The 14,231-nt window shown below is 66.9% G+C and carries 14 protein-coding genes; 5 read left to right on the top strand and 9 right to left on the bottom strand.

What is annotated here, in order from left to right; all coding sequences use genetic code 11:
• Window positions 1-2: 2 nt before the first annotated feature.
• The 5 genes from FHS28_RS17395 to FHS28_RS17375 all read left to right on the top strand — a co-directional run bounded on the left by FHS28_RS17395 (window position 3) and on the right by FHS28_RS17375 (window position 5,954).
• Window positions 3-1,934: a sensor histidine kinase gene (locus FHS28_RS17395; RefSeq protein WP_088453315.1), complete on the top strand. Its 1,932-nt coding sequence runs from the start codon at window positions 3-5 to the stop codon at window positions 1,932-1,934.
• Window positions 1,935-2,156: 222 nt separating this feature from the next.
• Complete coding sequence (locus FHS28_RS17390) at window positions 2,157-3,830, top strand: long-chain-fatty-acid--CoA ligase (protein ID WP_088453316.1); 1,674 nt, start codon at window positions 2,157-2,159, stop codon at window positions 3,828-3,830.
• A gap of 58 nt (window positions 3,831-3,888) precedes the next feature.
• Window positions 3,889-4,590: a hypothetical protein gene (locus tag FHS28_RS17385; protein ID WP_088453317.1), complete on the top strand. Its 702-nt coding sequence runs from the start codon at window positions 3,889-3,891 to the stop codon at window positions 4,588-4,590.
• Window positions 4,591-4,611: 21 nt separating this feature from the next.
• Complete coding sequence (locus FHS28_RS17380; protein ID WP_088453318.1) at window positions 4,612-5,181, top strand: NADPH-dependent FMN reductase; 570 nt, start codon at window positions 4,612-4,614, stop codon at window positions 5,179-5,181.
• Window positions 5,182-5,183: 2 nt separating this feature from the next.
• A complete protein-coding gene (locus tag FHS28_RS17375; protein WP_088453319.1) occupies window positions 5,184-5,954 on the top strand; it encodes a 16S rRNA (uracil(1498)-N(3))-methyltransferase in 771 nt (256 codons plus the stop codon).
• Here the strand turns inward: FHS28_RS17375 and FHS28_RS17370 are convergent.
• From FHS28_RS17370 to argS, 9 genes are all read right to left on the bottom strand, one after another.
• A complete protein-coding gene (locus FHS28_RS17370) occupies window positions 5,949-6,254 on the bottom strand; it encodes a type II toxin-antitoxin system RelE/ParE family toxin (RefSeq protein WP_088453320.1) in 306 nt (101 codons plus the stop codon). The two genes, FHS28_RS17375 and FHS28_RS17370, sit on opposite strands and share 6 nt — an antisense overlap.
• Window positions 6,251-6,511 (bottom strand): type II toxin-antitoxin system ParD family antitoxin, encoded by a 261-nt coding sequence (locus FHS28_RS17365; RefSeq protein WP_088453321.1) that lies wholly within the window; start codon window positions 6,509-6,511, stop codon window positions 6,251-6,253. Before FHS28_RS17365 ends, FHS28_RS17370 begins: the two co-directional genes overlap by 4 nt.
• Window positions 6,512-6,584: 73 nt before the next feature.
• On the bottom strand, window positions 6,585-7,868 hold the full coding sequence (locus tag FHS28_RS17360; RefSeq protein ID WP_088453322.1) for a THUMP domain-containing class I SAM-dependent RNA methyltransferase: 1,284 nt from the start codon (window positions 7,866-7,868) through the stop codon (window positions 6,585-6,587).
• An 81-nt stretch (window positions 7,869-7,949) separates the two neighbouring features.
• On the bottom strand, window positions 7,950-9,506 hold the full coding sequence (locus FHS28_RS17355; protein ID WP_088453323.1) for an RNA polymerase factor sigma-54: 1,557 nt from the start codon (window positions 9,504-9,506) through the stop codon (window positions 7,950-7,952).
• A 14-nt stretch (window positions 9,507-9,520) separates the two neighbouring features.
• On the bottom strand, window positions 9,521-10,288 hold the full coding sequence (gene lptB / locus FHS28_RS17350) for an LPS export ABC transporter ATP-binding protein (RefSeq protein WP_088453324.1): 768 nt from the start codon (window positions 10,286-10,288) through the stop codon (window positions 9,521-9,523).
• Window positions 10,285-10,902 carry a lipopolysaccharide transport periplasmic protein LptA gene (gene lptA / locus FHS28_RS17345; protein ID WP_088453325.1) on the bottom strand — a complete coding sequence of 206 codons (618 nt, stop codon included), beginning with the start codon at window positions 10,900-10,902 and terminating at the stop codon, window positions 10,285-10,287. The genes lptB and lptA overlap by 4 nt, the downstream gene beginning before the upstream one ends.
• Before the next feature lie 120 nt (window positions 10,903-11,022).
• The gene (locus tag FHS28_RS17340) at window positions 11,023-11,703 is read right to left on the bottom strand and encodes a thiol:disulfide interchange protein DsbA/DsbL (RefSeq protein ID WP_088453326.1); all 681 of its coding nucleotides are present in this window, start codon (window positions 11,701-11,703) and stop codon (window positions 11,023-11,025) included.
• A 72-nt stretch (window positions 11,704-11,775) separates the two neighbouring features.
• On the bottom strand, window positions 11,776-12,477 hold the full coding sequence (locus FHS28_RS17335) for an SPOR domain-containing protein (protein ID WP_088453327.1): 702 nt from the start codon (window positions 12,475-12,477) through the stop codon (window positions 11,776-11,778).
• Entirely contained in the window at window positions 12,474-14,207 is a 1,734-nt protein-coding gene (gene argS / locus FHS28_RS17330) for an arginine--tRNA ligase (RefSeq protein WP_088453473.1), read from the bottom strand. The genes FHS28_RS17335 and argS overlap by 4 nt, the downstream gene beginning before the upstream one ends.
• Window positions 14,208-14,231: the final 24 nt, after the last annotated feature.

The raw sequence follows: 14,231 nt of genomic DNA, 5'->3' as shown, positions 1-14,231 counted from the left end.
GCATGGCGGCCGTGCGCGCGCGCCGGCTGGTGCTGCTGCTGACGCTGCCGGTGGCACTGCTGTGGGTGGTGCATCTGCTGTCTCAGCAGTACGGCACCGCATTGCCCCCGCAGGTGCTGCGGCTCGCGGATGCGCGGCTGCTGCCCGGCAGTGCGGTGGACCCGCGTGCGGTGCCCGGCGCGGTCTCCGGGCCGATTGATGCCGAGGCCGGCAGCCATCACCTGCCGGTGCAGATCCACGAATCCGAAGCGCCCGGACCGCTGTGGTTCGCCATCGACTTCCAGATGCCCAGGGCTGCGGAGCAGCCGCACTGGCTGGTGATCCAGCATCGTCCGGCGGCCAGCATCTATCTGGACGGGCAGTTGCTCGCCCATTCCAGCATGGGCCGCGGCTTCACTGCGGAGGACGAGGACGACTTCGCCCAGCGCGGCCTCTTGTTGGCCGGACGTCGGATGCAGGTGAGCATTCCACCGGCGCTGCTGGGTGCCGGGGATCATCGCCTGAGTGTGCGGCTGGTCCGCCCCGGATTCGAGGGCGCCGGTCTGTCGGCCGCGCTGCTGGGCCCTGCGCCGCAGATGCGCGCCTTGCAGGAAGGTCGCCGCTTCTGGCAGGTGCTGCGGGTCACCACGGCGCTGGGCGGCGTGGCCATCGGCCTCTTCATGGTGCTGGTGTGGCTGGCGCTGCGCCAGGAATGGCTGTACGGGGTGACAGGGCTGTTCTGCATCTGTCTGGCGCTGCTGTTGTCGCCCTACCTGCTCAACGGTGCGCTGCTGCCGGCCCCATGGTGGCGGGTGGTGCTGGACGTGGCGGATGTGCTGTCCAAGGGGCTGCTGCTGTTTCTGGTGGCGCGGCTCAATGGCTATCAGTGGCGGTGGGTGTTGCAGGTCGTGGTCGCCTATCTGGGGCTTGCCGTGGTGATCGACAGCACCGCCGCGGTCCTGGGCTGGAGCTGGACCAACTTCGCCACCTTCTGGCCCTGGTGGGCGCTGGGCAGTCGATGCCTCATCCTGCTGCTGGCCGTCGTCATCGCAGCCAAAGCGGCGCTGGAGAGCCGGGCTGCCGCGCCGCTGGTGGGGGCGCTCGCGGTGACGCTGTCCACCTGGGTCTGGCTGTACGTCAGCTACTTTGCCCTGGTGGCGTCCCAGCAGCTCAGTGTGGTGGACATCAATGTGGTGGGCCACGCCGTATTGATCGCCATGGCCGGGGTGGCGCTGCAGCGGCGCTTCGTCGGCTCGCTGCGCGATCAGGCTCTGGCGCGCGTCGTGCTGGAGCGGGCGCTCGAGGCGCGCACCCGCGAGCTGCAGGCCCGCTGGCAGGAGCTGCAGGACAGTGAACGCCAGCGCACGGCCGCCGAAGAGCGGGAGCGGCTGCTGCAGGAGATGCACGACGGCCTGGGCTCGCAACTGGTCACTGCGCGTCTGAGCGCGGAGCGGGGCGTGCCGTCCGAAACCCTGGTGGAAGTGCTCGACGACTGCATCCGGGAAATGCGCCTGACGGTCGACGCCCTGGCAGTCACTGATGGCGACCTGACGCTGCTGCTGGCCAATCTGCGTCATCGCATGGGGCCCCGTCTGGCGGCGGGCGGCCTGACGCTGGACTGGCAACTGGCCGATGTGCCGCTGGTGCCGGTGCTGCGTGGCACCGGCGGCCGCGAGTTGATCCGCATCGTGCAGGAGGGACTCAGCAACGTCATTCATCATGCCCATGCCACCCGGGTGCGATTTGCCACCCGCGTGGATGACGACGGCGGCGGGGTGACCCTGTTGATCACCGACAACGGCCTGGGACTGTCCGAACAGCGCCGCGAAGGGCATGGACTGCGCGGCATGCGGCGGCGGGCCGAGCGGATCTCCGCGCGCATCGAATGGCGCGCGCCGTCGGACAGCACCGAAGGGCCCGGCACCGAGCTGGCCGTCTGGCTGCCTCTGCGATGACGCGGGCCGGGTCCCGCCCACGCCACCAATGGCCTGCACCAGATGCAGGCGCCGCGCCATGGATTAGTGAACCCACCCTAGGGGGCCGATGACCGCGCTGCACCGCGTATGGTCCGCCTGCAATGACGCCCTTCGGCGCGTCCCTGTGCGCTTTATCGAATCCCCTGATGGGGGGCGCACGGGGATCGGCGAGAATCCGCGCCGTACCCTGGAGACATAACAATGGAGAAAACCTGGCTGAAGCACTATCCGGCTGGCATGCCCGCCGAGATCAATGCGGATGTCTATCCTTCGCTGGTCGAGCTGATGGAAACGGCGTTCAAGCAGTTTCCGGAGCGGCCGGCCTACAAGATGCTGGGCCGCTCGGTCAGCTTTGCGCAGATCGATGAGGCGTCGCGTGCCCTGGCGGCTTATCTCCAGGGCCTGGGTCTGGAAAAGGGCGACCGCGTCGCCATCATGATGCCCAACGTGCCGCAGTATCCGGTGGCCGTGGCCGCCGTGCTGCGCGCCGGCTTTGTGGTGGTGAACGTCAATCCGCTCTACACCCCGCGTGAACTGGAGCATCAGCTCAAGGACGCCGGCGCCAAGGCCATCGTCATCATCGAGAACTTTGCCGCCACGCTGCAGCAGGTGATGGCCCATGTGCCCACCAAGCATGTGGTGCTGGCCTCGATGGGCGACATGCTCGGCTTCGTCAAGGGCGCCGTCGTCAACTACGTGGTCCGCAAGGTCAAGAAGCTGGTGCCGGCCTTCGAGCTGCCCACCGCCGTGCGTTTCAACGATGCCCTGTCCAAGGGGCGTGCTCAGACCTACACGCGTCCGGTCATCGGCCCCAGCGACATCGCCGTGCTGCAATACACCGGCGGCACCACCGGCGTCTCCAAGGGCGCCGTGCTGCTGCATCGCAACCTGGTGGCCAACACGCTGCAGTGCGAGGCCTGGTATCAGCCGGCGCTGCGCAAGATCCCCAAGGACGAGCAGCTGGTCAGCATCTGCGCGCTCCCGCTCTATCACATCTTCGGTTTCACAACCAACCTGATGCTGTCGATGCGGGTGGGCGGCTGCAATGTGCTGATCCCCAATCCGCGTGACCTTCCTGGCGTGTTCAAGGAACTGAGCCAGCACCGCTTCCACAGCCTGCCGGCGGTGAACACCCTGTTCATGGCCATGGCCAACCATCCGTCCTTCGGCACGGTGGACTGGAGCGGTCTGGTGATTTCGGTGGGGGGCGGCATGGCCGTTCAGCAGGCTACCGCCAAGCTGTGGCTGGAAAAGACCGGCTGCCCGATCGTGGAAGGCTACGGCCTGTCCGAGACCTCGCCAGTGGCCTGCTGCAACCCGACCGACAGCACCGCCTACACCGGCTCCATCGGCCTGCCGCTGCCCGGTACCGAAGTGACGCTGCTGGACGACGACGGTCGCGAAGTGCCTGCAGGCACCTCCGGCGAGATCGCCATCCGCGGCCCGCAGGTGATGGCCGGCTACTGGCAGCGTCCCGACGAAACCGCCAAGGTCATGACCGCCGATGGTTATTTCCGCACCGGCGACATCGGCACGGTGGACGAGCGGGGCTACTTCCGCATCGTGGACCGCAAGAAGGACATGATCCTGGTGAGCGGCTTCAACGTCTATCCCAACGAGGTCGAAGACGTGCTGACCCTGATGCCGGGCGTGCTGGAATGCGCCGCGGTCGGCGTGCCGGACGAGAAGGCCGGTGAAGCGGTCAAGGTGGTGATCGTCCGCAAGAATCCGGCGCTGACCGAAGCGGATGTGAAGGCCTACTGCGAGGCCAACCTCACCGGCTACAAGCGGCCGCGCATCATCGAGTTCCGCACGGAACTGCCCAAGACCCCGGTGGGCAAGGTGTTGCGGCGTGAACTGCGCGACAAAAAGTAGCAGTTTCCCTGCCTCCGCAAGGACCGCAACCGCCTAAGCTTCGCGGTCCTGAGGAGGCATGGCCGTGTTGGAAGAACGCTACGAGAAGTCTGAGGCCGGACGGGCAGAGATCAAGACAAGAGCCCTGGTCCAGGGCCGGATCGCACGCAATCTGCTGCTGGTGATCGACCCGTCCAAAACGGGCGGGCAATGGCTGGGCATGGTGCAGGGCGCCACGCCGGCCGATCTGGAACTGCTGCTGCAACACCGGCTGGTGTCGCCGGCTGCGGTGCGGGCGCCAGTGGGCGGGCCCGGGGCGGGGGCATCTGCCGGCTCGGCCGGCGCCACCGCCATCGGTACGCCCATGGGCGTCGCCGGGGATCCGGGCGGCGCCTCCACCGGCCGCGGCGCAGGCGCATTGTCGGCTTCCGGCGCCGCATCGCCCCGGGCCGCATCGTCTGGCAGCGCGCCGTCGACCGGCCCCGCTTCGGTCACCGCCACCGGTGGCCAAGGGGCTGCCTCCCGCCCGATGCCTGGCAGCTCGACGCGGCCCATGGGCGCGCCGGTGTCATCGCTGGACTTCCAGCAGCTCTACACCGCGCTCACCGTTTTTGCGAAGCAGCAGGGGCTGCTCAAGGGCTACCGCATGGCACTGGAAGTGGAGCAATGCGCTGACTTCGAGCAACTGCAGACGCTGGCGCTGGATGTCGTGGATCGTGTGCGGGCGACCAAGGGAGATGCAGCAGCGCATGAGCTGCGTGCGACACTGGGCTTCAATTAAACCCTTCCCAGGAGGTCGTCCATGTCTGAACCCCAAGCGCAACCGTACCGCGTCGCGGTGCTGATCGGCAGCCTGCGCAAAGGCTCCTATAACCGCCAGCTGGCGCTGGCGCTGCAAAAGATCGCACCGGCGTCCCTGCAGCTGGAGATTGTCGAGATCGGCCATCTGAGCTTCTACAACGACGACGAGGCGGATGCGCCGCCGGCCGGCTACGCCGAATTCCGCGCCACGATCAAGGCGGCGGATGCGGTGCTGTTCCTCAGCCCCGAATACAACCGCTCGATTCCCGCGGTGCTGAAGAATGCGCTGGATGTGGGGTCGCGGCCGTATGGGCACAACGCCTTCAACGGCAAGCCCGGCGCCGTCATTACCCTGTCACCGGGAGCGCTGGGCGGCTTTGGCGCCCACCACCATCTGCGTCAGGTGCTGGTCGGCATGAATGTGGCGACCCTGCCCACTCCTGAAATGTATGTGGGCGGTGCCAACACCCTGTTCACTGAAGACCACGGCTTCACCAAGCCGGACACCGAGAAGTTCATGCAGGGCTTCCTGGCCACCTTCTCCGACTGGATCGGCCGTCAGAAGGGGTGAGCTTGGCTGCGCGTCTGTTTGTGGAGCAGCCGCTGGCGGCTGCGTCGGAGGACCTGGATCAGGATTTCGCGCTGCCGCCCGGTGCGGCACGCCATGTCCAGGTGCTGCGGCTTCAGCCGGGCGGTCAGGTGCTGCTGTTTGACGGTAGCGGCGACGAGTGGACCGCGGAGGTCACCGCCATGGGGCGCAGTGAGGTGCGGGTGGTGCTGCGCGAGCGCCACAGCGTCGATCGCGAATTGCATCCATCGGTGACGTTGGCGGTCGTGATGCCGGCCAATGACCGGATGGACGGCATTGTGGAGAAGGCCTGCGAACTGGGCGCCACGGCGATCCAGCCCCTGATGAGCGAGCGTTCGGTGCTTCGCCTGACGGGCGACCGGGCACTGAAGAAGCAGCAGCACTGGCAGGGCGTTGCGGTGGCCGCGGCGGAGCAATGCGGCCGCACGCGGCCGCTGCAGGTGGCGCCGGTGATGACGCTGTCGGCGTGGCTGGCGGGCCTGGCGGCGCGCGGGAATGACGGCGCGGAGCGGCGCTGGTTGCTGAGTCCTGTGGCGGCGCAGCCGCTGTCGGCCCGAAGCCGCGAAGGTCAGGGGCCGATCGTGGTGCTGAGCGGCCCGGAGGGGGGACTCAGCGCCGACGAGGAGCAGTCCGCGCGCGCCCAGGGCTTCCAGGCGGTGCAGCTGGGCCCGCGCATCCTGCGTGCCGACACCGCACCGCTGGCGGTGCTGGGCTGGGTGGCGCTGGGAGGCCTGGAAGGATCTGCAGCGTCATAGCGGCCGGTCCAGGAACGCCGTCACCACGTCTCGGGCGGTGTGCAACACACGGAGCACGTCCACGCGATCATCGTCCGTGATTCGATAGAGGATGCGGTAGCGGCCGTGCACCCGTCTGCGAATGGCCAGATGCTCGAATCCTTGCAGAAGCGGAAAGGCATGCGCCAGGGTGCTCAGGCCCATGACCTTGTCATTCAGCTCCTCAATGAGGCGAGCCGCAGCGGACGCGTTCAGCTCCGCCACGTAGGTGGCAATGCCCTGGATGTCTGCGACCGCCTCCCGGTGGAGGCGGACCTTCATGCAGAGTTGGGGCGATCTGGATCGGGAAACTGCTTTCGCAGGGCCTCAAACGCCTCTTCTGCGGAGACCATGTGCGCATCGTCTGCGGTCGCCAGGCGACGTCGGAGATCTGCATCGAAGCTGGCCAAGGCCTGCTCACGCTGCTGAAGCAGCGCTACAGCCGCCCGCAAGACTTCGCTTTCGGATCCATAACGACCCGCTTTGATCAGTTCCACCACGTACGCCTCCAGAGATTCGCCCAGTTCCGCGCGGATCATGGCAGTCCTCCCATTCAGCCTCTGTGGGCGGCATCTTGCGACATGCCGCCCGCATCAGCTGCTTCAGCCGTATTTAGCGCGAGCCGTCTGACTCTACAGAAGGTTTCCGCGCCGAGCCTGCGATCAGATCAAACTTGAACAGGCGGCACTCGATCGGGCCGTTCCACATCGGCACCCGGCGCGATTCCTTCAGGCGCATCTTGCTGGGCAGCTTCATTTCCGGGCAGAGCAGCCATGCCGTCCAGCCGGCCGGATGCTGGGTATAGGCCCGCTTCCAGTGGGCCGACAGGCGGGGGAAGAAGTCATCCCCCGCATCCCGCTCTTCGGACAACCCGCCCTCGAAGTTCGACCGGTTGCCCGCCTTGCCGCGCACCTCAATCCGTTCCCCATAGGGCGGATTCAACATCAGCGTGCCGGGCAGATCGTCGGGCAGCTTCGGGGCCGGACGCTCCAGCGCATCCCCGCCGTTGAACTGGATGTAGGCCTCCACGCCCGCGCGCTGCGCATTGCGGCGTGCGAAATCCACCATCCGGAAGGCCACGTCGCTGGCGAACAGCGGCACCGCAGGGGCATGCTCCGCCGCACGGGCTTCATCCTTCATCGCCCGCCAGGCCGGCATCAGCGCCTGGAAGGGCTTGAGCTTCTCGAAAGCGAACCGGCGCTGGATGCCGGGCGCGATGCCGCAGGCAATCGTCGCCGCTTCCACCACGATGGTGCCAGAGCCGCAGCAGGGGTCGTGCAGCGCGCCACCGGCCTCCGGCGTACCCTTCCAGCCGGCCGCTGCCAGCATCGCGGCCGCCAGCGTTTCCTTCAGCGGCGCATCGCCCTTGTCTTCCCGCCAGCCGCGCTTGAACAGCGGCTCACCCGAGCTGTCCACATACAGCGTCGCATGCTGCTCGGTCAGGTGGAGTTGCAGCGGCAGGTCGGGCCAGCGGGTGTCCACGCTGGGCCGCTCGCCGGTCACTTCGCGCATCACGTCGCAGACGGCATCCTTCACCCGCAGCGTCGCAAAGTTCAGGCTGTGCAGCGGCGAATGCTGCGCGGTGGTGTCCACCCGCAGCGTCTGCCGCGGCGTGATCCATTCGCTCCAGTCGATGGTGTTGGCCAGCGAATAGATGTCGTCTTCCTGGTAGTACTCCCCGATGGCGACTTCCACCAGCACCCGCTGCGCCAGCCGGCTGTGCAGGTTCAGGCGCATCACCGCCTCCAGCGTGCCCAGCAGGCCGACGCCGCCGCGGAAGGCCTTGGGGCCCTCCAGGCATTCGTCTGCCGACAGGATCTCGCGGACTTCCGCCTCCAGCCAGGATTCAACGCCGGCAGGGCAGGGCAGGAACAGATGGAAGGAGGGCGTGGACATGAGGGCTCTGGACGGATCGGTGTCTGACGCGACGGGGCGCCGTGGAATGGGGACATTGTCCCACTGAGGGCGAACGCGCCGTCAGCGCGCCTTGCGCAGGTTGGCAGGCGCCAGCTTCAGCGCTTCCCGGTATTTGGCGACGGTCCGCCGAGCCACCGTGATGCCCTGCTCGCCCAGCATGGTGGAGAGCTGGCTGTCGGACAGCGGATTGCTGGCGTCCTCCGCCGCAATGAACTGCTTGATCAGCGCCCGCACCGCGGTGGACGACGCATTGCCGCCTGCCTCGGTGGAGAGGCTGGAGCCAAAGAAATACTTCAGCTCAAAGGTGCCCCACGGCGTGGACATGTACTTGGCGGTGGTCACCCGGGAGATGGTGGATTCGTGCAGGCCGAGTTCATCGGCGATCTCCCGCAACACCAGCGGTTTCATCGCCAGCTCACCATGGGTGAAGAAGCCGCGCTGGCGCTCCACGATGGCTTCGCTGACCCGCAGGATGGTGTCGAAGCGCTGCTGGATGTTCTTGATGAACCAGCGCGCTTCCTGCAGCTGGCCCCCCAGCGGCGAATTGCTGACGCCGCCGCGGGTGGCGCGCAGGGCCTGGGCATACAGCTCATTGATGCGCAGCTTGGGCAGTACATCCGGATTGATCATCACCCGGAAGCCCCGGCCGGCCTTCTGCACGATCACGTCCGGCACCACGGGCCGGTTGTCGCTGCGGGCGAAGCGCCGTCCCGGCTTGGGTTCCAGCGTGGCGATCATCGCCTGTGCGCCCCGAAGCAGCTCGTCATCGGCGCCGGTCAGGGACATCAGGCGGCGCCAGTCGCGTTTGGCCAGCAGATCCAGATGGCGCCGGCAGATCACCACCGCCAGCGCCTGTTCCGGCGAGCGCGGATGGGTGCGCAGCTGCAGTTCCAGGCATTCGCCCAGGTCCCGTGCGCCGACCCCCGCCGGCTCCATCGACTGCAGCCACTTGAGGGCGCACTTGAAGGTGTCGAGCAGGAGTTCGCGCTGCTCCGGATCCGCCCCATCGCCTTCATCGCCGAGCAGAGCGGCGACCAGCTCTTCCAGCGGATCTTCCAGATAGCCGTCGTCGTTGAGCGATTCAATCAGCGCCAGCAAGGCTGCACGGTCCACCTCGCCCAGATGCATGCCCGCCATTTGTGCGCGCAGCACGTCCTGGAGCGACGCATCGGGGGCTTCGGTCTCGGGCCGCTCGTCGTCCTCGCCACCACTGCTGGCGCTGCTGGAAGGCTGCTCGCGGATGCCGTCGAAGTCGTCGTGCTCGGTGCCGTTTTCCCAGTCTTCCCGCTCGGTGGTGCCGAAATCCTCGGCACGGATTTCTTCGCCACTGGCGCTATCCGCGCTGCCGTCGCTGTCGGCACTGCGATCCGCAGTGTCGCTGCCGCGATCATCGCGATCCGGCACCCGCTCGTCCGCCACGCGTTCAGCCGGACTGGCGCCGGGCGGACTGGCCGCATCGTGTTCTTCGTCGGGCTCCAGCAGCGGATTGCTGGCCAGCATCTGCTCGACTTCCTGATGAAGTTCGAGTGTGGAGAGTTGCAGCAGACGGATGGACTGCTGCAGCTGAGGCGTCAGCGCAAGATGCTGGGACAGGCGTACCTGTAGCGTCGGCCTCATCGTCGCTCCCGTGCTTACATCCGGAAGTGCTCGCCGAGATAGACCCGGCGGACGTCCTGATGTTCGACGATGTGTTGAGGCGTGCCTTCGGCCAGCACTGCGCCTTCACTGATGATGTAGGCGCGGTCGCAGATGCCCAGGGTTTCACGGACGTTGTGGTCGGTGATCAGGACGCCGATGCCGCGCTGCTTGAGGAAGCGGATGATGCGCTGGATCTCCAGCACGGCGATCGGGTCCACGCCGGCGAAGGGCTCGTCCAGCAGGATGAAACGGGGCTGGGTGGCCAGGGCGCGGGCGATCTCCACGCGGCGCCGCTCGCCGCCGGACAGGGCCGGGGCGGGGGTGTCCCGCAGCTTCTCGATGGAGAGTTCCTGCAGCAGCTTGTCCAGCTCGGCATTGATGCGGGCGGTCGGCCAGGCTTTGCCCTGGTCGTCCCGCTGCAGTTCCAGCACGGCGCGGATGTTCTCTTCCACATTCAGCTTGCGGAAGATGGAGGCTTCCTGCGGCAGGTAGCTCAGACCCAGGCGCGAGCGCTGGTGAATGGGCAGGCGCTGCACCGGCTGGCCGTCGATCTGGATCTCGCCGGCGTCGGCGCGGACCAGGCCCACGATCATGTAGAAGCTGGTGGTCTTGCCGGCGCCGTTGGGGCCCAGCAGGCCGATCACTTCCCCGCTGTGCAGGTCCAGATGGACATCCTTGACCACCTTGCGCACGCCATAGGTCTTCTGCAGCCCCCAGGCCTGCAGGCGGCTCCGGGGGGGGGAGGCTTGAGCGTCACTCATGGGGTCTGGCGCGGCGTCAGGTTGAGGCTGGGGCGCAGACCCAGCGGGGCGCTGGCGGCGGAGGCGGGCTCGGCGGGCACGTTCTTGGGCATCAGCACCACACGGCCGCGCCCACTGGGATGCGGCGAATTGGCGCCGGTTTCCACCAGCAGGCGTTCGGTGCGGTTGTCGTAGTTGAGGGTGGCGCCGGCCATGGTCTGCATCAGCTGGTCGCCGCGCATCACCTTGGCTTCGGCATTGCCGATCAGCCGGATGGTTTCGCTGCGGGTGTCGTATTCGATCTGGTCAGCGCGGCCTTCGATGCGTTCACCGGGGGTGTCGCGGTCCTGGCGGAACTGCACCTGACGGCTGGGCACGCCGTTGGCGTAGGCCAGGTAATAGCCGTCCTTGGTTTCCTGCACATCCATGCGTTCGGCGCGCAGCATCAGGGAGCCTTTGGTCAGGATCACGTTGCCGTTGAATTCGGCGCGCTGCTTGACCTTGTCCACCTCGCCTTCCTTGTCGAACACCAGGTTCAGGGGCTTCTGGCGGTCGTCCTTGGCGGCCTGCACCCAGGGCGCGGCCAACGCCAGGGCGAGTGCTCCGGACAACAGCAGGGGACGGCGAAGGGGCATGGTGGGATCCTGGCGGCACAAAACTTGCAGACCATTCTAGCCCCGCAAAAAACAAAAGGCCTGCAGTCCGCCAACTCCCGAAGGGGCCGCGGCCGGCAGGCCTTCACGGTGGGGGGAGGGTCAGCCCTTCCGTGCCTGTTCAATGAGGAAGTTGGCGACGGCGATGGCGCGCTGGCCGAGTTCTTCCTCGCTGACGCGCAGGCCAAATCCCGCCATGGCCGGCGAGGTGAGGAAGCGTCCACCCACCGCAACGGTCGGCACGCCGTCGATGTTGTAGCTGTCCTGCAACTTCGCGGCCTGCTGGCACTTGGTCTGCACGGTGAACGAGTTGTACAGCTCCTGGAACTTCGCCGAATCCACACCCAGCGGTGCCAGGAAGGTCGCCATCGCCTTCGGATCGGTCAGCGACTGACCGCCCCGGTGGATGGCGTTGAAGATGGCCGGACGCACCTGCGCTTCCTTGCCCATCGCTTCCAGCGTAAAGAACAGGCGCTGGTGGATCTTCACGTTCTCGCGGAAGGCCACATGCACCTTGCGGTAGACCACGTCGGCCGGCAGCTGCTTGGCCCAGGCTTCGATGGTCGGCTCGAACACATAGCAGTGCGGGCAGCCGTACCAGAAGAACTCGATGACCTCGATCTTGCCGGGCGCCGCGCCAGGCACCTTGGTGTTCAGGCGCTGATATTGACGGCCCTCGATCGGACCGCCCTGGGCCAGGGCCGGCTGGACCAGCAGGCCGCCAGCGGTGCCCGCTGCCAGGGCCGAGGCGGCCGACAGCTGGGTGAATTCGCGACGCTTCATGTGTGTGCTTCCTTTGCGGATCACCGGTTCCTCCCGGTGCCGCGATGCTAGGGATACAGACTTAGGCAAGGATTAACGCTGGACCGCCACCAGATTGGCTTCGATCCCGGCGCCTTCCAGCTTCTTTTGCTGGCTTTCGGCTTCGTCCCGGCTGTCAAACGGGCCCATGCGGACCCGATAGACGGTACGCCCCGATTGCTCGCGTTCCATCACCTTGGCCGAAAAACCCTGGATGGCCAGCTTGGCGCGCTGCTGCTCGGCGTCTTCCATCCGGGTGAAGGCGCCCGCCTGGACGAAGTAACCATTGGCGGATCCGGAAGCCTTGTCTGCCGGCTTGTCGGCGGGTTTGTCGGCCGCTTTGTCGCCCGCCGGCCTCGGATCGGCCTTGGCGACCGGACGGCCTTCCACAGCCGGCGGCACGATGGCGCCATTGCTGCCGACGGTGGGAGGCGTCTGCGTTTGGGCCTGGGCCGGGGCTTGGGTGGCCGGTGTCGTCGGTGTGGCCGGCACCACCGCCGGTGCCGGTCCTGGTGTCACCACGCCAGACGCCGCCTTGGCACCCGCACGGCCGGCCAGCGGCGCGTTGGGATCCCAGTTGCGGTTGCGCTCAGCTTCCTGCGCGTCCTGTTCCGCGGTGCGCTGCGGCAGCTTGTTGATGAACGGCACCGGCGCCTTGGTCACATACAACGCCACGCCCAGCGCGATGCCCAGCCCCAGCAACAGGCCCACGATCAGGCCCATGGCGAAGCCGCCGCGCTGTTTCTCCTTGCTCATGCATGCTCCTGGTTATCTCGAGCCATCGCTTCCGGTGCGGACACGCCCAGCACCGTCAGCGCGTTGCGCACGACCTGACGGGTGGCCGTCAGCAGGGCCATGCGCGAACGGGTCAGTGCGGCGTTGTCCTCCACCAGGAAACGTTCGGCGCCATAGTAGCTGTGGAAGGCACCCGCCAGATCACGCAGATAGAACGCCACGTCATGCGGCGCCAGGTCCTGGGCGGCGCTGGTCAGCATGCGGGGATAGTCCGCCAGCTTCTGCATCAGCGCATATTCGGTGGGCGCCGTCAGCAGGCTGAGGTCGGCGTCCTTCAGCGCGGCCATGTCGCCGCCCTGCTCGGCCCAGTGGCGCAGCACCGAGCAGATCCGCGCATGGGCGTACTGGACGTAGAACACCGGGTTCTCGTCATTGGCCTTGAGTGCCAGATCGACGTCGAAGACAAACTCGGTATCGGCCTTGCGGCTGATCAGGAAGAAGCGCACCGCATCGCGGCTGGTCCAGTCGATCAGGTCGCGCAGGGTGACATAAGAGCCGGCCCGCTTGGAGATCTTCACCTCCTCGCCGCCCTTCATCACCGTGACCATTTTGTGCAGCACGTAGTCCGGGAAACCCTGCGGGATGCCGACGCCGGTCGCCTGCAGGCCGCCGCGCACCCGGGCGATGGTGCCGTGGTGGTCGGTGCCCTGGATGTTGATGCACTTGCTGAAGCCGCGCTTGAACTTGTTGACGTGATAGGCCACGTCCGGCACGAAGTAGGTGTAGGTGCCGTCGGACTTGCGCATGACGCGGTCCTTGTCGTCCCCGTATTCAGTGGAGCGCAGCCACAGCGCGCCACCGTCTTCATAGGTCTTGCCGTTGGCGATCATGCGAGAGACGGCATCTTCCACCTGGCCGCCGCTGTAGAGGCTGCTTTCGAGGAAGTAGTTGTCAAAGCGCAGACCAAACGCCTGCAGATCCAGGTCTTGCTCGTGACGCAGATAGGCCACGGCGAATTGACGGATGCTGTCCAGGTCGTTGATGTCACCGGAGGCGGTGAATTCACGGTCGTCGGCCTTGACGGTGGCCTTGCTCAGGAACGCTTCGGCGATGTCCTGGATGTAGTCGCCGTTGTAGGCGGCCTCCGGCCAGCCGGCATCTCCCGGCTTGAGCCCCTTCAGGCGGGCCTGGGTGGACTGCGCCAGGGTGGCGATCTGCACGCCGGCGTCGTTGTAGTAGAACTCGCGGCTGACCGTCCAGCCCTGGGTGCTGAACAGCTGGCAGAGCGAATCGCCCAGTGCCGCCTGGCGGGCATGCCCCACATGCAGCGGGCCAGTGGGATTGGCGGAGACGAATTCCACCAGCACCGAATCCGGATGCGACGGCTGTTCACCGAAATGCTCGGCAGCGGTCAGCACTTCGCCGATGACGGCCTGGCGGGCCGCCGGCGTCAGGCGCAGGTTGATGAAGCCCGGACCGGCGATCTCCAGCGCCTCGACCCAGCGCTGCACGGCCGGCTGCGCCTGCAGCTGGGCGATCAGCGTCTGCGCCAGTTCGCGCGGATTTTTTCGCAAGGCCTTGGACAACTGCATGGCCGCCGTACAGGCGAAGTCGCCATGGCTGGCCTGCTTGGGCGTTTCAAAGGCGGCCACCGGTGCGGCGGCCATGGCGCCGCTGGCGACGGCGTCCTGGCTCAAGGCCTGGAGCACGGTCCCCAGGGCGTCGAGCAATTCCTGCTTGGCTTGGATCATGTGTCGCATTTTAGGGGGCACGCC

The organism is Roseateles terrae (assembly GCF_014192155.1).
Classification (GTDB): domain Bacteria; phylum Pseudomonadota; class Gammaproteobacteria; order Burkholderiales; family Burkholderiaceae_C; genus Roseateles; species Roseateles terrae.
The sequence above is the reverse complement of the archived record's forward strand: the minus strand, read 5'-3'. Positions and strand labels throughout refer to the sequence as shown.

Coding starts and splice junctions, on each gene's coding strand:
- FHS28_RS17340 (WP_088453326.1), bottom strand. CDS start 11,703: ATGAAGCGTCGCGAATTCACCCAGCTGTCGGCCGCCTCGGCCCTGGCA.
- FHS28_RS17390 (WP_088453316.1), top strand. CDS start 2,157: ATGGAGAAAACCTGGCTGAAGCACTATCCGGCTGGCATGCCCGCCGAG.
- FHS28_RS17370 (WP_088453320.1), bottom strand. CDS start 6,254: ATGAAGGTCCGCCTCCACCGGGAGGCGGTCGCAGACATCCAGGGCATT.
- FHS28_RS17360 (WP_088453322.1), bottom strand. CDS start 7,868: ATGTCCACGCCCTCCTTCCATCTGTTCCTGCCCTGCCCTGCCGGCGTT.
- FHS28_RS17335 (WP_088453327.1), bottom strand. CDS start 12,477: ATGAGCAAGGAGAAACAGCGCGGCGGCTTCGCCATGGGCCTGATCGTG.
- FHS28_RS17395 (WP_088453315.1), top strand. CDS start 3: ATGGCGGCCGTGCGCGCGCGCCGGCTGGTGCTGCTGCTGACGCTGCCG.
- FHS28_RS17385 (WP_088453317.1), top strand. CDS start 3,889: ATGGCCGTGTTGGAAGAACGCTACGAGAAGTCTGAGGCCGGACGGGCA.
- argS (WP_088453473.1), bottom strand. CDS start 14,207: ATGATCCAAGCCAAGCAGGAATTGCTCGACGCCCTGGGGACCGTGCTC.
- FHS28_RS17380 (WP_088453318.1), top strand. CDS start 4,612: ATGTCTGAACCCCAAGCGCAACCGTACCGCGTCGCGGTGCTGATCGGC.
- lptB (WP_088453324.1), bottom strand. CDS start 10,288: ATGAGTGACGCTCAAGCCTCCCCCCCCCGGAGCCGCCTGCAGGCCTGG.
- lptA (WP_088453325.1), bottom strand. CDS start 10,902: ATGCCCCTTCGCCGTCCCCTGCTGTTGTCCGGAGCACTCGCCCTGGCG.
- FHS28_RS17365 (WP_088453321.1), bottom strand. CDS start 6,511: ATGATCCGCGCGGAACTGGGCGAATCTCTGGAGGCGTACGTGGTGGAA.
- FHS28_RS17355 (WP_088453323.1), bottom strand. CDS start 9,506: ATGAGGCCGACGCTACAGGTACGCCTGTCCCAGCATCTTGCGCTGACG.